General features: G+C 71.5%; 19 protein-coding genes. 4 read left to right on the top strand and 15 right to left on the bottom strand.

The features are described 5' to 3' along the window. Window positions 1-108: 108 nt before the first annotated feature. The 3 genes from ACTEI_RS24310 to ACTEI_RS24300 form a co-directional block, all read right to left on the bottom strand. The gene (locus tag ACTEI_RS24310) at window positions 109-675 is read right to left on the bottom strand and encodes a hypothetical protein (RefSeq protein ID WP_122979775.1); all 567 of its coding nucleotides are present in this window, start codon (window positions 673-675) and stop codon (window positions 109-111) included. Window positions 676-1401: 726 nt separating this feature from the next. Next, window positions 1402-2859: a peptide MFS transporter gene (locus ACTEI_RS24305; protein ID WP_122979774.1), complete on the bottom strand. Its 1458-nt coding sequence runs from the start codon at window positions 2857-2859 to the stop codon at window positions 1402-1404. A 100-nt stretch (window positions 2860-2959) separates the two neighbouring features. Continuing rightward, window positions 2960-4087 carry an alpha/beta hydrolase family protein gene (locus ACTEI_RS24300; protein WP_164466070.1) on the bottom strand — a complete coding sequence of 376 codons (1128 nt, stop codon included), beginning with the start codon at window positions 4085-4087 and terminating at the stop codon, window positions 2960-2962. A gap of 485 nt (window positions 4088-4572) precedes the next feature. Between ACTEI_RS24300 and ACTEI_RS24295 the strand changes: the two genes are divergently transcribed. Continuing rightward, on the top strand, window positions 4573-5481 hold the full coding sequence (locus ACTEI_RS24295) for a DUF5995 family protein (RefSeq protein WP_372443280.1): 909 nt from the start codon (window positions 4573-4575) through the stop codon (window positions 5479-5481). Window positions 5482-5557: 76 nt separating this feature from the next. Here ACTEI_RS24295 and ACTEI_RS24290 read toward each other — a convergent pair whose 3' ends face one another. From ACTEI_RS24290 to ACTEI_RS24280, 3 genes are read right to left on the bottom strand one after another with little or no spacing between them, the layout of a single operon-like run. Then, complete coding sequence (locus ACTEI_RS24290; protein WP_122979771.1) at window positions 5558-6361, bottom strand: hypothetical protein; 804 nt, start codon at window positions 6359-6361, stop codon at window positions 5558-5560. Beyond that, complete coding sequence (locus ACTEI_RS24285; RefSeq protein ID WP_122979770.1) at window positions 6358-8454, bottom strand: type 2 periplasmic-binding domain-containing protein; 2097 nt, start codon at window positions 8452-8454, stop codon at window positions 6358-6360. The genes ACTEI_RS24290 and ACTEI_RS24285 overlap by 4 nt, the downstream gene beginning before the upstream one ends. Continuing rightward, a complete protein-coding gene (locus ACTEI_RS24280) occupies window positions 8451-9200 on the bottom strand; it encodes a hypothetical protein (protein ID WP_239082513.1) in 750 nt (249 codons plus the stop codon). Before ACTEI_RS24280 ends, ACTEI_RS24285 begins: the two co-directional genes overlap by 4 nt. A 188-nt stretch (window positions 9201-9388) precedes the next feature. Here ACTEI_RS24280 and ACTEI_RS24275 point away from each other — a divergent pair, with 188 nt between their 5' ends. Continuing rightward, window positions 9389-10078 carry a Crp/Fnr family transcriptional regulator gene (locus ACTEI_RS24275; RefSeq protein WP_239082512.1) on the top strand — a complete coding sequence of 230 codons (690 nt, stop codon included), beginning with the start codon at window positions 9389-9391 and terminating at the stop codon, window positions 10076-10078. Between the two features lie 480 nt (window positions 10079-10558). Here ACTEI_RS24275 and ACTEI_RS24265 read toward each other — a convergent pair whose 3' ends face one another. Then, window positions 10559-12163: an SWIM zinc finger family protein gene (locus ACTEI_RS24265; protein ID WP_122979767.1), complete on the bottom strand. Its 1605-nt coding sequence runs from the start codon at window positions 12161-12163 to the stop codon at window positions 10559-10561. Window positions 12164-12213: 50 nt separating this feature from the next. Here ACTEI_RS24265 and ACTEI_RS39030 point away from each other — a divergent pair, with 50 nt between their 5' ends. After that, window positions 12214-12345: a hypothetical protein gene (locus ACTEI_RS39030; protein WP_262384627.1), complete on the top strand. Its 132-nt coding sequence runs from the start codon at window positions 12214-12216 to the stop codon at window positions 12343-12345. A 38-nt stretch (window positions 12346-12383) separates the two neighbouring features. Here ACTEI_RS39030 and ACTEI_RS24260 read toward each other — a convergent pair whose 3' ends face one another. The 8 genes from ACTEI_RS24260 to ACTEI_RS24220 all read right to left on the bottom strand — a co-directional run bounded on the left by ACTEI_RS24260 (window position 12384) and on the right by ACTEI_RS24220 (window position 21757). Continuing rightward, window positions 12384-14411 (bottom strand): DNA/RNA helicase domain-containing protein, encoded by a 2028-nt coding sequence (locus tag ACTEI_RS24260; RefSeq protein ID WP_122979766.1) that lies wholly within the window; start codon window positions 14409-14411, stop codon window positions 12384-12386. Between the two features lie 1009 nt (window positions 14412-15420). Beyond that, on the bottom strand, window positions 15421-17124 hold the full coding sequence (locus ACTEI_RS24255; protein WP_122979765.1) for a DEAD/DEAH box helicase: 1704 nt from the start codon (window positions 17122-17124) through the stop codon (window positions 15421-15423). 123 nt (window positions 17125-17247) lie between these two features. Beyond that, the gene (locus tag ACTEI_RS24250) at window positions 17248-17700 is read right to left on the bottom strand and encodes a SitI3 family protein (protein WP_122979764.1); all 453 of its coding nucleotides are present in this window, start codon (window positions 17698-17700) and stop codon (window positions 17248-17250) included. A 10-nt stretch (window positions 17701-17710) separates the two neighbouring features. Then, a complete protein-coding gene (locus ACTEI_RS24245; RefSeq protein ID WP_164466069.1) occupies window positions 17711-18202 on the bottom strand; it encodes a CdiA C-terminal domain-containing protein in 492 nt (163 codons plus the stop codon). Between the two features lie 163 nt (window positions 18203-18365). Further along, window positions 18366-19058, bottom strand: a complete 693-nt coding sequence (locus tag ACTEI_RS24240) for a hypothetical protein (RefSeq protein ID WP_122979763.1) — start codon at window positions 19056-19058, stop codon at window positions 18366-18368. Continuing rightward, on the bottom strand, window positions 19055-19375 hold the full coding sequence (locus tag ACTEI_RS24235; protein WP_122979762.1) for a type VII secretion target: 321 nt from the start codon (window positions 19373-19375) through the stop codon (window positions 19055-19057). Before ACTEI_RS24235 ends, ACTEI_RS24240 begins: the two co-directional genes overlap by 4 nt. Continuing rightward, window positions 19372-19773: a YbaB/EbfC family nucleoid-associated protein gene (locus ACTEI_RS24230; protein ID WP_164466068.1), complete on the bottom strand. Its 402-nt coding sequence runs from the start codon at window positions 19771-19773 to the stop codon at window positions 19372-19374. Before ACTEI_RS24230 ends, ACTEI_RS24235 begins: the two co-directional genes overlap by 4 nt. A gap of 268 nt (window positions 19774-20041) precedes the next feature. After that, window positions 20042-21757 (bottom strand): hypothetical protein, encoded by a 1716-nt coding sequence (locus ACTEI_RS24220; RefSeq protein ID WP_122979760.1) that lies wholly within the window; start codon window positions 21755-21757, stop codon window positions 20042-20044. Between the two features lie 6 nt (window positions 21758-21763). Between ACTEI_RS24220 and ACTEI_RS37320 the strand changes: the two genes are divergently transcribed. Continuing rightward, entirely contained in the window at window positions 21764-21970 is a 207-nt protein-coding gene (locus ACTEI_RS37320) for a hypothetical protein (protein ID WP_145830921.1), read from the top strand. The last annotated feature ends 1044 nt before the right edge of the window (window positions 21971-23014 follow it).

Raw genomic sequence — 23014 nt, 5'->3', positions numbered from 1 at the left:
TCAGGGCCGACATGCCGCGCGCCGGTGCCACTCCTGGCATCGGCCGGTCAGCCGGCGGTGTCGTCGTTTCCGCCGCTGGAGGCCACAACCGCCGCGGTGAGGGCGGAATCAGGTGTTGCAGCCCGGAACGCCGGTGGCCCACACCTGGCTGTCCATCAGGATGCCGCTGATGACCGCGTCGTCACCCGGCAACTGGATCGATGCACGGGCGTGGCCCATGAACTCCCAGCAGTCGTTGATGTCCGTCTCGTAGGAGTACGGGCCGTACCGTTGGGCGTCGCACGTGGGGTTGCCGGACCACAGCGATCCGCACCCGTAGTTGTTGCTGTGGAACACGAGCTGCCAGGCGGTGGCACCGGGCTTGCGCCGGTAGAGGTCGGCGCCGGCCACGATCCCCCGGCAGTTCTTGATGGTGTAGGGCGACAGGTTCGACTGGCAGAACGCCTCCGTGTAGGCGGCAAGGCGGTACGGCCCGCTGGAGCCGTTGCGCAACTTGACGAGGTTGGCGCAGATCCCGGCCCGAACCGTCTTGAACACGCGCGACGGGTTGCCGCACTTGTGCGCCACGGTGACACCGTCGGCCATCGCCGGCGACGTCGCCACCACCAGTGAGGACACCGCCCCGGCCAGGAGCGCGGCGGCCGCGGCCAGGGCCCGCTTGAAGTTCTTCGGCATGATTTCTCCGATATCGCCCGTCATCGATCAGTTGATGCTAGCGACGGCGGAAGGTTTCCGGTCCCTGTGAGCTCTCAGGGTGGCTGGTCACGCGGCGGTCCGCGGGTACGGCGGCGGACGGCGACAGCCGCACCCACCGGCCGGTGCGCAGCGCCTCGCGCCTCGTACAAGCGGCGGCCGTCGGGCAGGACCGGGTCCGGCCGGCGCGCTGCGTCCGGGTAGCCGGTCCCGATGCCGGTGATGACGCGATCCGCCAGCTGACGCGATCCGCCAGCTGACGCGATCCGCCAGCTGACGCGATCCGCCAGCTGACGCGATCCGCCAGCTGACGCGATCCGCCAGCTGACGCGATCCGCCAGCTGACGCGATCCGCCAGCTGACGCGATCCGCCAGCTGACGCGATCCGCCAGCTGACGCGATCCGCCAGCTGACGCGAAACGCGAGCTGACGCGATCCGCCCAGCTGACGCGATCCGTCAGCTGAGGCGGCCCGCCCAGCTGACGCGATCCGCCAGCTCCACCCGGGACGGGACAGCCGCTGCGGTCACCTCCCGGCGCCGCGCGCCCGGATCGGTGCAACCGCGAACCGCCGAAGGATCAAAACCTTCCGGGATACGCCCTCGTGGCCCCGCCCGCAGGCAGAAGCCGAGCCCCGTGCCGATCCCGCGCGACGCCGCCGGGTCCCGCGGACCGCCCGCGCGGCCGGCGACCGCGGGCGGTCCGAGGCTCAGCGGACGTCACCCATCAGCCGGGAGATCGGGCGGGCGGCGGCGGCCAGCGCGGCGCCGAGGACGATCGCGACCGCGCCGAGGACGCCGAAGTACGCCGACTCGTGGGCGGTGCTGTAGAAACCGGCGAGGCTGCCCGAGGCGGCCGTGCCCAGCGCGACCGACAGGAAGAACAGCGCCACCATCTGGGTCCGGAACACGTGCGGCGCGAGTTTCGTGGCCAGCGACAACCCGACCGGGGACAGCAGCAGCTCGGCCACGGTGAACACCAGCAGGATGCCGGCCAACGCGAGCAGCGGGGTGCTGTTCGCGCCGCCGCCGGCGAACGGCAGGAACAGCAGGAAAGCGGCACCCATCAGCGCGGTGCCGGCGGCGAACTTGACCGGGGTGGACGGCTGCCGGTCGCCGAGCCGGGTCCACAGCGCGGCGAACATCCCGGACAGCACGATGATGAACACCGGGTTGATCGACTGGACCCACGACACCGGCATCCGGAAGCCGGCCAGAGTCCGGTCCAGCCGCTCGTCGGAGTAGATCGTCACGACCGTGAACTGCTGCTGGTAGAGCGACCAGAAGGCGGCGCTGGCCAGGAACATCGGCAGGAACGCCCACACCCGCCGGCGTTCCTGCGCGGTGATCCGGCGGCTGCTCAGCAGGACCGCGAAGTAGCCGGCGGCGGCCACGACGCTGAGCACCACCACGACCGTCGACAGCCGGTCCGCCCGCAGCCAGGTCAGCGCGGACACCACGACCACCGCGAGCCCGGCGAGCAGGACGCCCGCGGCGGCCGGGCGGCGCGCGGCGGGCAGCGGGTTCGGCACCTCGCGGCCGGTGCCGGGCAGGTCGCGGCGGCCCCGGGCGTACTGCGCCAGGCCGACCGCCATCCCGGCCGCGGCCAGGCCGAACCCGTAGTGGAAGCCGGCGTTCTCCTGCAGCAGGCCGGTCAGCAGCGGCCCGGCCAGCGCGCCGAGGTTGATGCCCAGGTAGAAAAGCGAGAAACCGGCGTCGCGGCGCTGGTCGTGCGCGTCGTAGAGGCTGCCGACCAGCGACGTGGCGTTGGCCTTGACGCCGCCGCTGCCCACCGCGATCAGCACCAGCCCGACCCCGACGCCGAGCAGCCCGGGCAACGCCGCCAGGGCGACGTGCCCGCACATCACCAGCACCGCGCTGAGGAAGAGCACCCGCTCCGACCCGAGCAGCCGGTCGGCGACCCAGGCGCCGAGCACCGTGGAGAGGTAGACGGCGCCGCCGTACGCGCCGACGATGCTGGTGGCGGCGTCCCGGTCGATGCCCAGCCCGCCCTCGGCCGCCGCGTAGTACAGATAGATCAGCAGGATGCCCTGCATGCCGTAGAACGAGAACCGTTCCCACAGCTCCACCCCGAACAGGTTCGCCAGGGGTCGCGGTTGCCCGAAGAACGTCTTCCCGGGTCGCGCGACAGGTGCCGTACCGGTCATGCAGGGCTCCAGCGTTGTCGGTGCGCCGTCGTGGACGCCCTCGTGATGCCCCGCGCACCGCGGTCGCAACCGTCGCGGCGAGCGGGCATCCGGCCGGCGGCTACCGCGCGAAGACCACCTCCGGGTAATCCGCCGACGGGCCGTTCAGCAGCGGCGACCGGCGGTGCTGGAGGTGCCGGCCGGCGAACGCGGCCACGTACTCCCGGGTGATCCGCGTGGCCCGCGCGCCCGTCAGCGGCGGGGCCGGCAGCCCGAGCTGGTCGGCGATGATGCCGTAGTCGGGGAACGAGTTGTGGACCGACCCGGTCACCGTGACCCAGCGGCGCCACCCGGTCAGGTGCGTCCACGTGGTGGCCCAGGTGGGGTCGTCGGCCGCCGCCCGGTCGAGGTCGGAGCCCATCATCAGGAACGGCCGGTCGAGATCCGCCGTGAGCGCCGGCTGGAACGTGCCGTCGATGTTCATGCCGGCGCCGATCCGGCGGTCGCGCCGTGTCGCCTCGGCGGCCGCGGCGCCCCCGACCGAGTAACCGACCACCGCGATCCGGTCGGCATCCACCACGGCCCGGGTCACGCCGGTGCGGCGGCGGGTCAGTTCGTCCAGCACGAAGGAGATGTCCGCGGCACGGCCGGCGGTCAGGCGTTCGGAGTCCAGCTGACCGGTCTGCTCCAGCCGGCACACCACGCACCCGGCGACGCGGCCGTCGGGGAACGTCACGGCCGCCGCCTCATAGGTGTGGTCGATGCCGGCCACCGCATAACCCCGGCTGGCCAGGTCCTCGGCCAGCGCGGTCAGCGAGCTGCGCGGGTGTGAGAACCCGGGGGAGAGCACCACGAGCGGCCAGCCGTGCCCGCGGCGCAGCGCGCGGACACCGGTCCGGGCGTGGGCCCGGACGCCGGTCAGGATGTCGGTGGGCACGTCGGACAGTCCGAACTCCGCCAGGATCAGGCGCGACTCCTCGGCGCTGACGTACCGGTCCGGGGACCCCTGCCGGCTCGCCGCGGGATACCAGAGCGAGACCATCAGCTCACGGCGCCGCTGCGGCACCCACGGATCCGCCCGGTTGTGGTCGGTCAGGTGCAGGTCGGTGACGCCGACCGGGTACGGCCCGGTCGGCGCGGGCAGTGCGAGCGCGGATCCTTGCGGCGGGACCGCTGCCGGGCCCGGTTGCGGCGACCCGGCCGCTGCCGGTGTCGCGGTGACTGCGGTCGCCGCCGCCGCCGCGGTCATCGCCGCTGCTGCGGGTGTCGCGGCTGTTGCCGGTGTTGCCCGTGATGCGGCTGTCGCGGATGTCGCCGCTGTTGCGGGCGCCGGCGTCAGCAGGCCGGCCGCCGCGAGGGACAGCGCCGCCACTGTCGCGATCCGGCGCCTGGCTCCTGCGCGGTTCACGATGGAATGTCCTTTCATCGATGGTGCTGGGTCCCGCCGTGCGGCCTGCGGCACGTGCCGGTTCCGGCCTCCGGCGCTCCGGTGCAGGATCTTCCCGCCCGTTCGCTGTGCGCACGCTGAGCGCGCGGGCGCGCGGCGGTCGGCGCATCCACCGGTGTGAGTGGGTGGCGGCGCACCCCCCCGGCGGCGGATCCGTTGCCGTCGCGGCCACCGGTCGGCGCAACGGCCCGGCGCAGGGCGATGTGGGGAAATAACCGAAACGCAGACAGCTATGTCGGAGATCCGACGGCGAGAAGATGTTTCCCGTACGAGACGCAGCCGCCAGCATGAGGACCGTGAATTTCGATCGAGAACGCGTGCGGTCCAGCGCCGAACTGCTCGCCCAGGGCCGGCAGCGGCTCGCCCGCGCCACCGCGGCGACCGTGCGCGACTGGTCGCCGGCCCAGCAGGAGATGCTGACCGCCGTCGAGGACCCGCCCGAGGACATCGTCGGCGTGATCGACCGGCTCAAGGCCGTACAGAAGATCCTCGACACCCTGCCGCCGAGCCCCGGCGCGAACCGCGTCGCCGCCTTCAACACCCTCTACCTCACCATCACCGAGCAGGTCGCCGAGAGTCTCCGCGGCCCCGGCTGCACCGATCCGCAGTGGCTGGAGACCCTCGACGTCGAGTTCGCCCGGCTGTACTTCCGGGCGCTCGGCTCCTGGGGCGTCTCCGGCGCGAACCCGGCCGACGCCTGGGAGGTGCTGTTCCGCCGCGCGCACGACGAGTCGATGACCGTGATGGACGCCGCCGTCCTCGGCGTCAACGCCCACATCAACCACGACCTGGCGCTGGCTCTGGTCGCCACCTGGAAACGCCTCGGCTACCCCGGCGACGGCCCGCAGCACCCCGATTACCTGCTGGTGAACCGCATCTTCTACCGGCAGATCCCGCTGCTGCGCCGCCGCTTCGCCACCGCCTGGCAGCTGCAGATCGACCGCTGCGTCGGCGGCCTGGACGACTGGAGCCAGCGCATCCTGGTCCGCACCACCCGCGCGATGGCCTGGGAGCAGGCCGAAACGCTCTGGCGCCTGCGCGACGACGAGGACGATCTGGCGCACGCCCGGCTGGTGCTCGACCGCGCGTCCGCGTGCGCCGGCGAGACCCTGCTGAGCGGCACCACCCTGCTGAAAGCGATCTGGTTGACCGCCACCGCCTGGGCCCGCCGCCTCATCCACCTCACCCGCCGATGAGGCGCGGCAGGCGGTCGCTACGCCACCCGCGGGTCGTGCGGTCCCCCGTCGGTGCCCGGCCCCCAGCTGGAGACGTTCAGGCCGGAGGTTGTGGCGGGCGGACCGAGTCCAGCAGATCGAAATAGCCCTCCCGGGCGTACTCGTCCTGCGGTTTCAGGCTGTTCAGCGCCTCCAACAGGGGGTCCACCTTCGCGGCGCGATCGACGAGCAGTTCCTTGACCACCTGAGCCAGCTGCTCGTCGGTCATCGTCGCGGCGCCGCCGGGCACCGGGCCGTCGATCAACCGTTCCAGGATGGAGGCCCACTGGGTGCTGGCGCCGGCCATGTTCCTGGCTCGGCGGGCGGCCAGGTCGCGCTCGTAATCCAGGGCGATCAACTGTTCCCAGTACGGCCGGATGTGCTGCTGGACGCGCTCGTCCAGGTGCACCCGGACCTGAGGGCGGCAGGTGACCTCCTGGCCCCGTCGCTGGTATGTCCACTCGCCCAACCGGTCGAGCCGCTGCCGGAGCCGGCGCTCGAAGTCGCCGCCGCGGTGCGGTTCCACCTCACCGGCCAGGTCGGTGGCGAGCTCCTTGAGGTACTGGTGCGCGTACGGCAGGAACCGTTCGACCAGGGCGTGCAGCGCGCTGCGTTCCAATCCGTCGGTGGTCCAGAGGAACATCCCGTACACCTGGAAGTGGAATGCGAGTCCCCGTGCGGGCACCGCCAGCGGGGCGATGGTGCGGCGCTCGGTGAGACGGCCCGGTGGCGGTGGCGGAGGCGGCGGAACGTACGGGATCGGGTCCGGGCCCCGCAGCGCGGCGACCAGTCGCCTGCAGAACGCGGCGAACCGCTGCCATCCCGTCGTGGCAGCCGGCTCGTTCGTCGGGATGGTCGTCACTTCCACTCCTCGATCAACGTGGCGATCCAGTCGGGCGCGCCGGGCCGCTCCAGACAGAGGAGCAGCCGGCGCCGCAACGGCGGGGCCTTCGCCGCCATCTCGTTCAGCAGGTCGACCGCGGCTTTGCGCAGCGTTGCGTCCTCGTTCGCGTGCCGTAGCCAGTCGAGCAGCGCCTGCCAGGCCGGCGTCTTCGTACGGTCGCCGAGCAGCGCGGCGTACCAGAGCGGTCCCAGATCGTGTGGCTGGACCGAGCGGTCGGCGAGGGCGCGCAACAGCATCGGCGGGCTGTTCCAGCGGTGGTCGGCGGGTACGTTGGCCATGCGCAGCAGTGCCCGGGCCGCGTGCCCGGTGACCCTGCGGGGTGGCTCGTCCTCACGGATCCAGGTGGCGAGGGTGCTCACGATCAACCCGGCCAGCTCGGGCTCCATGAGCCGCCGGACCGCTCCGGCGATCACCCCGGACCAGCGCTGCAACGGGTCCTCGGCGATCCGCCGCAGATCGGTGAGGTTCCAGCGCGGATCACTCTGGCGCAGGCCGCTCGCGTAGGCATACGCCGCTGTGTCCCGGCGGTTGTTCGTCCGGCCCCACACCCAGTCGTCCAGCATCGGCAGAACCCGGGCTCTCAGGTGATGCGCTGAGCTGAGGATGACGACGACTCGCGCTGCCGCCCACCGGAACCGGACCCTCTTGTGCCCGCTCCAGGCGTCGATGATGTGCTGCGACACCTCGTCGAAGTCGACGCGGGCGAGGACGGCGGCCACGCGGATCGCTGTTTCGCGCGCCTGGTTGTCACCTTCCACGAGCGTGTTCAACCATGCGATCAATGCCGGCCTCGTATGGTCGAACTCGTGCCAGACCACGTCGAAGATCGGGACGACGAGACGCCGGTCCAGCCGGGCGACCCGTGATGGCCCGCCTTCCCTCCACGACGCGGCGAGGCGGTCGCCCAGGAGGTCCTCGACGGAATGCTCCAGGGCGGTGCGGCCCAGCTCCGCCCAGCCGGACTCCTCGTCGAGAGCGGTCAGAAGCTTGCCGGTGACGGTGAAGACCTGCCCGATGGGTTGTCCGCCCGAGGCGGCGTAGGAGATCCGGAAGGCACGCCGATGCTGGCGGAGCCGTCGGCGGCGCCCCCCTTCCTCCCCGCCGGGTGCGTCGAGGATCTGCCTCGCTTCCCGGAACATGGTGTCGCGGTCGTGCTCCAGCAGAAATTTCCGGGCGTCCGGCACGGACATCCGTAGTGCCTCTTTGGCCAGGTCGGCGACCTCTCGCGGGCGCGGCGGCAGGCGCACACCGTCGTGGACCATGGTGAGGTACTCGGTGGGGTCGGGGTGCAGGTACTGTGCGTGCACCCGGAAGACTTGATAGGGATCTGGCGTGGTGTGGCGGACCTCGGCGCCGGCGCTGTACGGCGACGCCCCGTCCTCGGCGTCACAGATCAGTATCAGCAGGGACCGGGCCTCGCTCAGGATGGAGCCGAGCCGGCTGACGACCTGCTCCGGATCGCCGTCGCGCATGCGGATCAGGTAGCCGTGCCGGCGCTTCAGGGCGACGATCTCGTGCACCGCGTCGCCGGGGGTCTGGTCCGGTGGCGGCTGGATCTCACTGATCCGGGTGGGCCCGAAACGCTGGATCAGGGCTTTGCAGGCGGTACTGAACCGGCCGGTCCCCGGTTTGCCGGTCAGGCATACCGTGGCGCCGCCACCGATCGGGTGGCTCAGTCGGGACTCGACACCCGTCGTCGCGTAGCAGTCCTGGATCAGGTCGATCTCCGGCGGCCGGGGAAAGGTCGGGCGTCTCCGCGGGGAGAAATAGTTTCTCGTGTTGTGCTGGGTGTTGTGGTTGCCGAACTGCGCCGGATCGTTGGCGGTGGTGTGCTGCCAGGTCTGGCGGTCGTAATCGGCACCGAGAATTTCCTCCTTGACCTCCTCGTCGACCGGGGAGTCGTCGGGCTCGAACCGGTCGTCGTCCTGCTCGCCGGTGTCGTCGGCGGGCGGCGGCTCGGGGGCGTCACCGGCCGGGGCCGGCGATTCGAGGGCCGGTTGCGGGCGGTCCGGTTCCGGGGCGGGCGCCGGTTGTTCGGGTTGGTCGGTCACCGGTGTTCACCGTTGTGCTGGGTGTTGTGGTTGCCGAACACCGTCGGGCCGTAGGCCTGGATGTCGCGGAACACCTGCGTGCCGGGCGGCTCCGCGGCGGCCGGCCGCGGCGACGGCGTCACCGGCGCGGGTTGCGCCGCGTCCTCCTCAGCGGCGTTCTCGTGCGGGACGTAGAGCCAGGCCGGCTGGGAGAAGCCCTTGTCCTGCAGTTCGGCCTGCACCTTCTGGAACAGATCCGGTCGCAGGTCCTGGTAGTGGCAGACCACGTCGGTGTACATCTGATCGGAGACCATCAGCGCCACGTTCGCGCGCGGGAAGCGCCGTTTGAGCGCGTCCTTGAGCACCGGCGAGTCGATGAGCCGGCACGCCGTGACGACCGCGTCGCCGGGAAAGCCGTTCGCCCCGTCGAGGTGCACGAGCCCCTGGTGGACGGCGACTCGCAACCGGATCCGCCCCTCCTCGCTGCGGCCCATGTTGTACTGCCGCAGCAGCCGGTCCAGCGTCGGCGTCAGGTTGCCCACCAGCGCCCGCTCACTGGCGTCCGGCGGGAGAATGGCCAGTTCGCCGTCCCCCGCCTGCTGCTGCAGCCAGGCCGGCCGGTGCACGCCGAGCTCGGCGGAGGCCTCGTCCATGATGCGGCGGAAGTCCTGCTGGGCGCGGTACTGCAGCGCGTTGCTGCGGCGGCTGTAGCTCTCCATGTCGACGGAGACGACGACGCGCCGCTTGGGGTCACTGAACTCGGGCACCTGGGTACACCCTCCCGGTGTGGTATCGGACCCTGACATCTCTACCGGCCGGTCGGGCCGCTGAATGCGTAGAAATATGAGTTGGTGGATTGCCGTCACCCCGTGCGGCCATCAAGGTATTGAAGTAGCTCGAAGTAGCGGCGATGATGCGGTGCGTGAGTGAATCTTGTCGCCGCAGGGAGATCCCGGTGGAGGACGTGACGTGGTCGGCCCGTACGCTCCTCGGCCGGCTCGCCCCGCAGGCCCGCGCCGACCTGCTCCGCCGCGGTGTCCGGCGCCGGTACGACAGCGGCGATGTCCTGATCCACGAGGGCCTGCCGGAGACCCACGTCGTTCTGCTGGAGGACGCCCTCGCCAAGGTGACCGCGCTGCTGCCGGAGGGCCGCCACGCGCTGATCGCCATCCGGGTCTCCGGCGACATCGTCGGTGAGATGTCGGCGCTCAACGACCTGCCTCGCTCGGCCACCGTGACCGTCTGCCGGCCGTCGGCGATCCGGCTGATCGGCCGGGACGCGTTCCGGGACTTCCTGCGCCGAAACGCCGACGCTGCGATCGAGGTCGCCGGCATCGTCGCCGACCGGCTGCGGGCCGCCAACCGGCAACGGGTCGACTTCGCCTCCTACCCCGCCAAGATCCGGGTGGCCCGGGCGCTGGCCGAGATCGGCGCCAGCCACGGCCGCCGGACTCCGGACGGCATCGCCGTCGACATCGAGATGACCCAGTCCGAGCTGGCCACCCTGTGCGGCGCCGCGGACGTCACCGTGCACAAGGCGCTGCACGACCTTCGTGCGGCCAAGCTGATCGACACCGTCTACCGTGGGTTCGTCATCCGGGACCCGGAGACGCTGAAGTCCGTCGCCAGACTGGTGACCCGCTGACCATCGGGCTCATAATGGCCCGGTCGCGCGCAGCTGGGCCCGCTGACCTGCCGCAGCACGACTCCGCGGGGTAGGACCGGCTGTGGGCGCACCACACGCCGTCTTCGTCGCGTTCCACGACGACCCGCACCGTTACCGTGCGAGACCCGGCCATATCGCCGGCACAGCGGGATCCAGTGATCAGTGGTCAGCGCGCTCCGGCTGCGCCCATCTGCCTATGAGCTGGTCAAACGGCCTGGCAATGGGTTGCCGGGAACGACCATGGCACGGCTCGCATGGTGCAATGTCCGGCCCACGCGTGAACACGTGACCTCGACGTAGGCGTGGATGGATGAAGCGTTGCGCGAACCGCGGCGGCGAGGTCGTCGTTGTCGAGAGCTGCCCGGTCGCTGGCTCCTCGCTCCTATAGGTGCTCAGGACGTTGGTGTCGAGCATCAGGCGTCGGTCCACGGGCCACCATGCCGGGGTTGTCTTCGCATCTCACAGCCCCATCCGGGCGAGTGCCGCGAGGAAGGCCGACTTGCGGCGGTGCTGCTCCCTGATCCCGGTCAGAAACGCATCGAAGTGCTCACCGGCCCGCCGGTACAGGTCGCGCATCTCGGCCAGGGTTCGCGCGGCCTCGTCGTACGATCGCCGGTCCCGGCGGTCGATCGCCGCCGCGACGCGGTCGGCGAAGACCGGGAGCGCCTCCGCCGGATGCGTCCGCGCCCGGATCTGCGCGACGGTGTACCGCATGCCGGGCCCGCAGGGGAACCGCTGTGTGGCGTCCCACGCGGCGTCCGCATCGCCGGTGTCGAGCAGCACCCGCAGCAGCACGTCGGCGAGATGGGGGCCGCGAGCCGCGTTCTCGTACAGATGAGCCAGCGCCCGATCGGCCACCGCGGTGAGCGTCCCGGCCCGCTCGGCCGCGTCGAGCAGACCGCGGTGCCGGTCACCGGTGGGGTCGGCGGTGAACAGCTCCCACCACACGTCGACCGCTTCCCCGTGGTCGCCCTGGCCGGTGAGCAACTCGGCCAGCAGCCGGCCGATACGGGGATCGGGCCGATCCGCCTCGTTGCGCCCGCGGCGCAGCCGGCGGATCGCCTCCTCCGGCCGTCCCGCGTCGCGCAGCGCCTGGGCGATCCGCACGTACTGGTACGCCTGCGGAAGCTCCTCGGCATACAGCGCCACCAGTGCGTCGGTGTCCTTCGCGATCACCCGCAGATAGTCCTCCCGCAGGTGGCGCACCGCCCAATCGTCACCGGCCAACCCCGACAGATGCCTCCGGTACGCGCTGAGCCCGGTCTCGCCCAGCGCCCCGGAGAACTCGGCGATCGGCAACTCCGGCCACCCCGGTCCCCGCACCTGGAAGTCGATCAGCCATGTCGCGAGCTCGGCCGGGTCGTCCGGTGGCGCGGCCCGGCAGGCTTTCGCGTACGACGCGACGACCCGCTCCAGCACGTCACCGATGGCCCCGGCGGAGTCGTCGGCCCGCTCCAGCGTGCTGGTCAGGTGTTGAATGGCGGTCCGGTACAACGGTACGACCGGTCCCGGATGCCGGGCGGCCACCTCGTCCAGCGCGTCCAGCACGTCGCCGGCCTTGCGCGCGAAGTCGAAACTGCGCCCGTACGCGAGAAAACCCCTGCCCCGCAGCCCACCGATCAACCGGCGCAGCTCCTTGACGTCGGGCTCGCCGTGCGTCGCCGCCCGCAGCGACAGCCGCCGGTACAGCGCCGGATCGTCCTCGGCGAGCCGCAGCACCAGGTCGATCAGCTCGTCGCGGGGCATCGTCCGCAGGAACGCCCGCAGATCGGTTCGGGCCGCCCTGCGCCGTGGTCCGGCCGGCTCCGCGGCGAGCAGCGACAAGCCGACCGCGACGCAGTGCTTGCAGAAGTTGCCGTCCTGACCCCACGGACACGAGCACTCGCCGCGCAGCCCGCCGCGCCGGGTCAGGCGCACCACATACTCCTCGGCACCCTCGACGGTGGCGGCCACGCCGTCCGGCAACTCGTCCACGATCCCGACCGCGCCGACATAGTCGACCCCCCGGCCGTACGATTTCGCGCCGGCCAGCCGCCGCAGATCCCCGTCGCTGAACCACGCCATGTCCACATTCCATCAGAGCCGGAACCGGGCAGGATCGGATCTGCCCCCACATGCGCCGGGTCGGGAGCGGCTACCGGGGCCGCGACCGGTGCCGGATGCACGGACGCTTCGGCACCTTCCCGGATGACCACCTGTGGGCCGCCGTCGACGGCCACCTCGCCGTGCTCGCCGCCGGGTGCTGATCCGGCGCTGACCTGTCCCGCGCTCAGCCGGCGTCTGGTCAGCCCGGTGTCCTGTTGCCGTCGCTCGACTCGGTCAGTGGCCCGGCAGGGTTGACGATGCGCTTGAGCAGAGCCCGGGTGTCGGGGTCGGTGGAGTACAGAACGACGCTGCTCATGGCACGGGTCAGCAGAACTCGGTACTGATTACGGATACGCGCGTCGCCAGTCGGGGTGTCGCCGTGCTCCTGAACGAGCTTCGAGTACCGGCACGCGTCCATGTGTACCGTCATTCGCCCGCTGGCGGCGTCCCATGTCAGGTCAGGGCCCATGATGACGCCGACTCGCGGGAACTCGAAGCCCTGCGCGGTGAAGATGGAACCGACCTGTGCAGCTCCCTTGGGATTCCGGGCCCAGTCGTCATCCTTGGGGTAGCCACCCATCGGCTTGCGCAGGTTCCAATGTTTCTTCCAGTCGCCGATCTTGATATCGAAAGGCAATTCGCCGAGAGTTCTTGCTTCGGTGTTCAGCCAGGTCCAGCAGAAGCCCGCGACCAGACGGCCGTCACCGTCTGCAGCGTCCCCGAGAACTGCATCCTCGAGGGCTTCAGGGGAGTCGACCACTCGTACTTTGAAGGAGTCCTCGTCATGCCAGACCGTCGGCTCCCCGTCGAGGAGTGCGTCGACCCATGCTTCGAATGCCTGGGAGCCGCCGCTCCGGTGCTGTTCGGTGAGTTCAAATACCTTGAAATCGGCACCAGTTCGGGCAGCGATTTCCTCCGCGTGAGCGATCGTTACGAAGTCCTTGTAGGTGGAGGCCTGGTCCTCGCCGATGAACAGTACCAGCACCTTCGCGGACTTCTTCAGTTCGAACAGCTGTGTGATCCTGCGCTTTTCGAGGTACTCCTGCCGGTCCTTGCGATTCTGGTGACCGGTGGGAACATTCCACTCCGTGAGCCGCTGTGCCTCGTCGACGATGAGAACGTCGAGCTTCGTACGGGTCGCGAAGTCGTCGTAGATGCGAGCCGAGGTGATCAGCTTGGCGGCGTACTCCGTGCCGAGATGCTTGTTGAAGCCGGCGCCCTTCTGTAATGCGTTGCGCAGTGCGGTTGAGTTGGTGCTGTAGCTGACCTGACGCCCGGCATTTGCGTTGGCGCCCAGCAGATGCATGGCGATCCAGGTTTTCCCGGTTCCCGGTCCGCCTTTGACGACAATAATCGCCTGCTCCCGGTCAGCCTGTGGATCAAGGGCGTCCGAGACCTTCTTCTGGATGTAGCTGAATGCGTTCCGCTGTTCGTCCGTCAACGGATATACCGTTCGATCGGTGAAGATCCGAGTAGCGGCCTCCAGGATCGATGGCCCCTGCCGGTACGGTGCCCAGCACAGATCTTCCCACGCTTCTGCGCCGGTGCCGTCCGAAGCGAAGAACGCCTTCAGGAAGGCGATGAACCTGCGACGCCCTTCCGGGTCCCCGCTGAAAGTTGCCTCGGCCTCGTCGAGGCCCGCGGTCCGAAGCGTCTCGATGGACCTTTCGGTGGCATTGTGGAGATACGCTGCCGCGGCGATGGCGACCTCGTTCTCGTCGTGCATCCCATCAGTGAAATTGCGGATGAACTGGCTGTAGTCGCGTGCCTGATGGTAGGGGTGTGCGAGCCCGCGGTCGCGTTCGTAGCGGGCGCCGGTGCCGGTGACGCATTCATCCACGGCGTTCCAGGTGGCTTGCTGCCATTGTTTCAGCTCGACGACGAGATACGCGGCTCGGCCATTCGCCCGGGTTCCCGCGATGACCGCGTCGGCGCGGCTCCAGCCGGCCTGATAGGGCCGATATTCGAGAGCGATCCACGAATCGTGCAGACCTGCCGCATGCAGGATGTCGGCCAGAGCCGGCAGGCTGGCGGTCCAGGAACCGATCTCTCCGATGTCTCGCCGCCGGTCGGAGAGAACCGCGCCGGCCAGCCGTTCCACGAGAGTGTCGATCGCGCCCGGTCGTGTGGCGGCATGAAAATCCCTGACCGAGGCCGCATAGCGATCCCGGCGCGGGCTGGTGGATCCGTGGAATGTGACGCTGCCTGTTGTCCCGCCCCGAGTCATGGTCGGACCTTAGGAATTCGAGAAGTAGATCAGCGTCAACTTGTCTTAACGCGGGTAGTCCCATGACTATATTGCTGCGCTTCCCATTACGCTCCGTGCGGATATGATTGTCGGAGTGTGTCGGCGTGAGCCTGTCCCGAATTGCGATCGGGCCACTCGGGCGATGGCCGTCGGCGATATGTCGGGGTCGATACGCGGCGTTGCCGTGGATATGAGCACCCTCTATGGTGACGGGGTGCCGTCGTCGGAGGTCGATATGTACTTCGATGACCGTAATGCCGCACCTGCTATCCGTGGCGATTCCGCTATCAGCATGAGTGTGTCGCGCTCCGGCGCATCGCCGACCTTGCCTCCGAGGAGCTGAGCGCGGTCATCGCACTCATCGTCGAGTGGTTCACGGACTACATCGCGATCGCGGCGGACGACGGCCCGGAACTCGTCTCAGGGAAACACCGGGATCCCGGCACCGGTGACTGGCCCATGCAGGAGCTGCGGAAACCACTGCAGGATCTCCACCGGGTGTGGCGCGCGACGGGAGAATGGTGCACCTACGTATTCGCATCCAGTGCCGGGGTCACGGCAGGTGCGAGGAGGGAGCCGGGCACAAAATGGCTTGACGGCCGCAAGGTGGCCGACATCGCGGAGCGGAACAGATTCTTGCGATCCCTGACGCTGCCGGATCCGCCGCCACGGCGCACGGAGATCACCGACGTCGGTATCAGGGCCATAGGGGGCGCCCTCTCGCTGGTCGGTCGGGACGACCGGCATGCCCAGGAGGGTTACCGGATGCTCCTGCGGCAGATCGACCGCGTCGCTGTCGAGGAGCCGCCGGATCCCGGGCAACGGATCGCCCGGCTGACCGGGTCGACGCGCGGCGTGCAGGAACGTGGACGTCCGGGTCACGCTGCTCAGACCTTGAGGTCGTCAAGGGCCGGCTGGACACTCCGACCGACCGATCCGCGCGGTCTGGTGACCGGGCCGCGGCCGGGCCACCAGACCGCGCGAGCGATCAGCGGTTCGGGCGGTCCCGGCGCACCGTCGGGCGGCGGCCCCGGATGGTGCTGTGGCTCAGTGCCCGGATCACCCGATCGGCCTCCGCCTCCGGGACCTCGACCAGTGCGAACCGGTCGGTGATCTGGATCGCCCCGACGTCGCGGGCGGGCAGGCCGGCCTCACCGGCGATGGCGCCGACCAGGTCCTGCGGGCGCAGCCCCGCGCGGCGGCCCAGCCCGACGAACACCCGGGTCACCGCGCCGCGGTTGCGCGCCCAGCGCTTGTCGCCGTACCGGTCCGGGCCCGGGCCGCCACCGGCCGGGCCACGAGCCTCGTTGCGCCGCGGCTCGCGGTCTCGCAGCGGCATCGCGGACGGGATCTCCGGCTCGTCGACGTCGCCGCCGTTCGCCTCGTGCAGCAGCTTCAGGCCGGCCAGCGCGACCTGTTCGAGGTCCGCCTCCTCGATGAGCGAGTCCAGGACCGACCGGAAACGGTCCAGATCGTCGGCGGCCATGGCCTCCTGCACCGTGGTGCGGACCAGTTCCAGACGGCGGGCCCGCAGATCGGTGACGGTCGGCAGCTTCTCCACCACGATCCGCTGGCCGGTGAGCCGCTCGATGGCCTTCAGCAGCCGCTGCTCGCGGGGCTCGGCCAGGGTGATCGCGGCGCCGGTCCGGCCGGCCCGGCCGACCCGGCCGATGCGGTGCACGTACGCCTCCGGCGCCGACGGCACGGTGAAGTTGATGACGTGGGTCAGCTGCTCCACGTCCAGCCCGCGGGCGGCCACGTCGGTCGCCACGAGCAGCTCGGTGCTGCCGCCCCGCAGCCGGCCCATCACCCGGTCGCGCTGGTCCTGGCTCAGCCCGCCGTGCAGCGCCTCGGCCCGGTAGCCGCGCCCGTTCAGGCTCTCGGTGACCTCCTCGACCTCCTCCCGGGTGCGGCAGAAGACGATCGCCGCGCCCGGCATCTCGACGTCGAGCACCCGGCCCAGCGCCGCCGTCTTGTGTGCGCGGGCGACCAGGTAGGTGCTCTGGCGTACCGAAGGGAGGGCGTCGGCCGCCGCGGTGTCGCGGCCCATCCGGATCCGCAGCGGCTCGCGCAGGTGGCGGCGGGCGATGGCGTCGATACGCGGCGGCATCGTCGCCGAGAACAGCACCGTCTGGCGTTCCGCGGGCGTGCCGGCCAGGATCGCCTCGATGTCCTCGGCGAAACCCATGTCCAGCATCTCGTCGGCCTCGTCGAGCACGACGGTACGGATGCCGTCGAGCCGCAGGGTGTCCCGCTCGATGTGGTCCAGGATCCGTCCCGGCGTGCCGACGACCACGTCGACGCCGCGCCGCAGCACCTGCAGCTGCCGGCTGATCGGCTGCCCGCCGTACACCGGCAGGACCCGGACGTTCAGGTCGCGCCCGTACCGGTGCACCGCCTGCGACACCTGTTCGGCAAGCTCCCGGGTCGGCACGAGCACCAGCGCGGCCGGCCCGTCCGTGCCGCCGGTCGGCAGACTTTGCAGCAGCGGCAGCGCGAACGCCGCGGTCTTGCCGGTGCCGGTCGCCGCCTGGCCCACCAGGTCGTGCCCGGCGACAAGCGGAGTGATCGCCTCCCGCTGGATCGGGGTGGGCTCCTCGTAGCCGAGATCGGACAGGGCGCGCAGCAGCTCCGGCCGCAGGCCGAGTCCGGCGAAGCCTGCATCGGTGCTGGTCGCGAGGTCTTCGTCCATGAGGGCAGGATACGGAGGCGGTCGGGCCGGTCCGCGCACGGGCCGACCCCGGCCCAGCAATCGGGCCGCCCGGCGCTGGTCATCGGCGAGACCCGCCCGAGCCCGAGGTGACGATGAGCGGGCTCATCCGGCGTGGATGATGCGGTCGGCCGAGGGATACCGTGCCCACCAGGCTGCCTGCTTGTACCTGGTGAGCGTGCCGGCGATCCGGGTCAGAAGCAGCCAGCTCCCGTTGAGGTCGAGCGCCACGTCTTCAGGCCCGGAATCCAGTAGCCTCCTGACCGCGATCAGCATCGGGATCACCGCTCGATTTCCAGCAACGGTCTTCTCCACGCGGAACATCATCGACACGAACTCGGCCGGCTCCCACTCCCACATCCCGTCGTCGGCCTCGGCCTCCAGGTAGCCGTTCCGGTCGGTGTAAAGGCTCACCGCGAAGCCGTATCGCTCGGACAGGTCGGCACTGGCCAGGGACGCGGTGCCTGCCGGGCGTTCGGCTGGTTCGGGGAATGCGCGCGCCGCCACATCGTCGATCAAGGTGGCGCCGCCAATGGTCAAACGGTAGTCAATCGCCATCAGTCGTCTCTCAGTGAAGGTCCGGGTCAGGGATGATCTGGACGATGGCGCCACCCGCGGTGACGACCTTGACCTCCTTGAGCCCGGTGATCGGCCATTGATGGAACTGGTCTCGTACCTGCGCCATGTCCCCACGCCACTGCGTCAGGTCCACGATTACACGCTCGGTCTGCTGATCCTTGATCTTGCCTTTGACGTAGCTCCAGACGTTCCGGATGTTCGTGTTCGGATTCGGTGAGTAGCAGTCGAAGACGCGGCCTTCGATCAGATAGTCGGGTTGTTTGTCCGGCGAGCCGTGGTCACCGCTGTTGCGGCGGGCTTGAGCCACCTCGGATTTGGAGGGATTCTGCTGCGTCACGTATCCCTGCTCGGCAAGCAGCGCCGCGACCGCATTCTCGCGGGCCAGAGATCGTTCGGTCTCGGCTCCTCCGTCGCGATCGATGACAGTGGGCCGGCCGATCGGGGTGCCTCCCGGCTGTCCCGTCGGGGTAGTGGTGGCCATGCCGCCAGAACCGCCCGATCCTCGTGCCGAGTGGCCGGTCCGCGGGCGGCCGCGTTGCGCTGTCCGCTGGGCGCTGTTGTGCTTCCCACCGATGCTTCCGGCGCCTGCCGAGCCGTTTGACGAACCGCCGCCCCGACGATCCCTCGATCGCGCCATGGGGGCGTCACTCGATGAGGTGGGAGAGGTTGGTGAGGCTCGTCGTCAGGGCCGCCGTGTAGCCGAAGATGCGGGCCGACCACTTCGCGACCGTCGTGGCCACCTGGTGGGCGATCACCGGGACGGTGACCACCAGCAGCGCCTCGGCGGCCCAGACGATCACCCGGGAGACCAGGTCCGCGATCAGGTCACGGACCAGGTCCCGGGTGAACTGGACCAGGTTGCCGGCCGCCTCGGTGGCGGCCGACATGGCCGCCGCCGTGCCGCTGAGCGTGCCGAGGGCGGTCACGTTGTGGCTCATCATCGCGGCGTAGGCGGCCGCCGCCCGGCCTCGCCAGTCGGGCAGGTCGCCGGTCGCCGAGCGTTGCAGGACCGCGGCCGTGTCGCCCAGCTCCGTGGCGATGTTCTGCCAGGTCGCGGCGTGCGCGGCGACCCGCTCCGGGGCGCCGGTGAGCTGGTCCAGAAGGTGGCGCAGCGGATCGAAGTACTCCATTGTCCAGCCCAGGCCGTTGGCGAACAGGGCGCCGAACGGGTCCGTCGCCGTCGCGGCCACGCCGGCGCCGGTCGCGCCGCCGGCCAGGAGCGGGTCGACCCAGCCGCCACCGCGGATGGTGGCGACCAGGGCGTCCACGTCGCCGAGCAGGGTGGCGCCGGCGGCCGAGGTGGTGGGCGCCTCGGCGACCAGCGTCGGGCCGGTCACCGGGCGCCCGCCGCCCGGATCGCCGAGGCCGACCGGGTGTCGGTGTGCTCGTAGTCGGCCGCCGCCGAGCGCAGCTCGCCGGCCAGCAGGGCGAGACTGCCGGCGACATACGCCACCAGCTCGTCCTGGCGTCGGTGGCGGTCCCGCAGCAGGGGCGGCAGCCAGCTGCACAGCAGCCCGAACGCCGTGCTGTCGTGGGCGATCGACGCGCTCGCCGCCCGGACGGCCCGGAGTCGCTCGTCGATGGCCTGCACCTGACCCGCGTGCCGGCGGATCTGCGCGGGGTCGGCGAGGAGGCCGTCGTGCGGCGTGGTCACGGCCGGTCCTCCGGGGAGGTCCGCAGGCGCTCGGCGACCCGGGCGGTGAGTTCCCGGGCGGCGACCGAGGCGCTGCCGAGGGTCTCCTCGATCACCAGGGCGGAGTCACCGGCCGCCCGCCGCCGGGCGTCGCGGACGGCGGCCATGATCGTGCGGGAGACGACGTCCGGATCGTAGTGGTCGAGGCGCGCCGTGAAGCGGATGTCGTGCAGCGTGCCTTGTGCGTCGAGGGTGACCCGGACCAGGCCGCGGGGGTCGCTCGCGGACACCCGGAGCGCGGCCAGCCGGGCAGTGGCCGCCCTGGTCCGGGCGACGACCTGATCGATGTCGTGCTGCCACGCGGCGAGCCGGTCGAGGGCCATGCCCGGCTCCAGGAGAGGTTCGGCGTCCGAGGCCATGCAAACTCCTTCGTCGCGATGAGTCGAGATGACGTGCATCGATGCGAGACGGGCCTCCGCCGTGGCGGGTGGAGGGTCCGAAGGGTCTGGCTGGCCGGCCGCAATTGAAGGTAGGCGACGGACCGGGCCCACCGCGACCATCGATTCCATACCTGTGGATAACTACGGCCGCTCGCGCTCGCGGTCCCGGTCCCGGGCGCGGTCCCGGTCCCGGTCCCGGTCCCGGTCCCGGTCCCGGTCCCGGTCCCGGGCGCGGTCCCGGTCGTGGTCATCCGCAGTCGGCGAAGTCCTTGCCGGTCCAGCGCTGCACGCCGGCCTGGTTCATCACCACGATCTCGTCGGCCCGGGCCCGGCCGTCGCACCAGACCGGTTTGACCAGGCGGGCGAAATGCTCGCGCCCGGCGGCGTGCGCGAATCCCGCGGACGCATCCAGGTGGAGCACCACCACCCGGGTGCTCCCGGCCGGGGCGCCCGCGCGCAGCGCGGTCAACGCCTCGGTCAGATCCGCGCTCACCGCATCGCCGCGCACCGGGCGCACCTGGACCGCAGAGGTACGGGACCCGCTGCGGACCAGCAGGTCAGCCCGATATCCCGGGCCGGCGGCGTCGATCGTGACCCGCGCGGCCGGGTCCTCGCGCAGCATCGCCGCGGCGATCTGCAACCGCCGCCGGCGCCCCGTCCGGTCGTTCGCCGGGGTGGCCGCCGCGGTGCCGTGCTCGAAGGTCAAGCCCGGCAGTTCGGCGTAGAGGATCTCCGGGTTCTCCAGGCGCCCGGCTCGGACCAGGTCGCCGACCTCGGGCAGGGCGCCCAGCCGGACCGCGGCCTCGACCGCCTGCACCGCCCGGTCCGGGTCGAGGCGTGGTACCTTCCGCATCCCGTCGAGCGCCAGCAGCGCCGTCGCGGCCGGCGCGGGATCCAGCGCGCGGAGCGTCCCGGAGCGTTCCGGGAGGATTCCCGCCTCCTGCAACCGGCGCATCCGGGTGAGGTTCGGCCCGTGCCGTTGTGGGCAGAACACCTGCGCCCGGTAATCCGCGGAGACGTTCCGGCCGGTCGGCGCGGGATTGGCGAAACTCAGCTTCGCGGTCGTCGCGGTGGCCCCGGGCGCCAGCGTCCCCAGCGACACGACCCGCGTTCGTGGCATCCCGGGCGAGACCGACGCGATCACCGACGCCTCGCCCGGCGCGGTACCGGTGTTGCGCACCGTCACCGACCAGGTGCAGGTCACCGTGCGGCAGGTCGCGGCGTTGACGGTCACGTCGAACTCCGGCCGCCGCACGGCGACCTCCGCCTGGGCCACCGCACCGGCCGGCGGGCGCGGCACCGGCGGGCTCCCCGGCGCCGGAGCTACCAGCGCGCTCACATACGCCGGGGACGGCGGCGACCCGGCCGGCACGGAGGTGATCGGGGCGCCGTCGCGCAGCGGCCCGCCGAACCAGACCAGCCGATGCGGCCGGGCCCGGCTGAACAGCACGGTCCAGTCGTTGCGCCGCAGCCCGACGACCGGTTCGCCGGCCACCGTGTCCGCGTCACCGGCCGTCGTCGCGTCGTCGCGGACCCAGTCGATCAGGTCGGCCAGCGCCGCCGGCCGCAGGGCGGAGCCGTGGATCGGGAACGCGTACCGCTGCGTGCGTACCCAATGGTCGGCCAGGGCCCGGACCCGCGCCGCGTCGCGGCGGGCCCACCAGGCCTCGTCGCCGCGGACCGAGGTTTCGTCGCCGGAGGCGTAGAACTCGGCTCGCCCGCCGCCGGCGTCGGCGAGCGTGCCGGACGCGGCGCCACCGCGGGCGACCGTCAGGTCGCCGGTGACGTCCAGCCCCGCCGGATCGAGGAAACTCACCCGGATCGACGCGAGATCCTGCCCGCGCAGGCCCGCCGCGGCCCGGGCCGCGGCGGCCGCCGGATCCGGGTCACGGTCCGGCCGGGAGCGCAGGTGGACCAGGCCGCCCGCGGCGGCGAGCGCCACCAGCACCGCGAGGCAGATCAATGCCAGATGTCGGCGCGGCACGTGCGGCGGCCGGTCGGCCGCGCTTGCGTTCCCCGGTACGACGTGGTCCGGCGGTGGACCTGGTACGACGTGGTCCGGCGGTGGACCTGGTACGACGTGGTCCGGCGGTGGACCTGGTACGACGTGGTCCGCCGGTGGCCCCGGTGCGAAGCGGTCCGGCGGCTGGCTCGACTCCACGTGGTCCGGCGGTGACCCCGGTTCCGTGGTCCGGTGTACCGGTCCGGCCGTGCCGGACGGCGTCCCCGGCGCGGGCGCGGCTCCGGGAGCCCGGCGCTGGTGCGGCGGCTCGGCTCCCGGGGTCCCGGTCGGTCTGAACAGCGCGCCCGGCGGGGTGCTCCCGGGCGGCGGCAGGTCCGGTGCGACCGGCTCCGGTGGCGTTCCGGATCCCGCGGTTCGCGCGGCCGTGGGCGGGTGCGGGCCGGCCGGGGCGCGGGTGGGCGCAGTGCCCGGTTGCGGGTTGCGCGGTGGCGGCGCGCCGGATCCCGGGAGCCGCCGCGGTGGCGGGCGCACGGGGTCCGGCGCGTGCGGCGGCGGCGTCACGGGTCGCGGGTCGGCGGGTGCGGCCGGTTCCGCCGGGCGTGGCCGGGCCGGGGTGGCCCACGGGTTCGACAGCCGGGGCGTGGCCCACGGCCCGGTCCCGGGGGTCGGGGGCGGATCAGGAACCGAGGGCGGATCAGGAACCGGAGGTGAATCAGGAACCGGAGGTGAATCAAAAACCGGGAGCGAGTCAGAAAACGGGGGCGGATCAGAAACCGGGGGCGCGGCGGGAGCGGTGGGTGGCCCTGGCGCGGTGCGCGGGGCCGGAGCGGTGGGTGGCCCTGGCGCGGTGCGCGGGGCGGGAACGGTCCGCGGTCTCGGCGCGGTGGGCGGGGCGGGAGCGGTCGGCGGTCCGGGGGCCGGGCGCGGTTCCGCGGCCGGGGGATCGGTGCCCAGGTTCCGGCGCGGCGGCGTGTCCCACGGGCCGGGGCTGCGGGCCCGCGCCGCGTCGTCGCGCTCGGTGTCTCCGTGGGCGCCGTCGTCGCGTGCCGCGTCGCCATGCGCCGCCTCGCCATGCGCCGCGCCGTCACGCGCCGCGCCGTCACGCGCCGCGCCGTCACGCGCCGCGCCGTCACGCGCCGCGCCGTCACGCGCCGCGCCGTCACGCGCCGCGCCGCCACGCGCTGCGTCCATCCGACGTCTCCCATCCGTGCCCGGACGGGACGATATTAGTGAGCGGAATCGATGACCGGCGAGAAA

It is taken from the genome of Actinoplanes teichomyceticus ATCC 31121, from assembly GCF_003711105.1.
Classification (GTDB): domain Bacteria; phylum Actinomycetota; class Actinomycetes; order Mycobacteriales; family Micromonosporaceae; genus Actinoplanes; species Actinoplanes teichomyceticus.
Note: the sequence above shows the minus strand (reverse complement) of the source record. Positions and strands in the feature narration are given on the sequence as shown.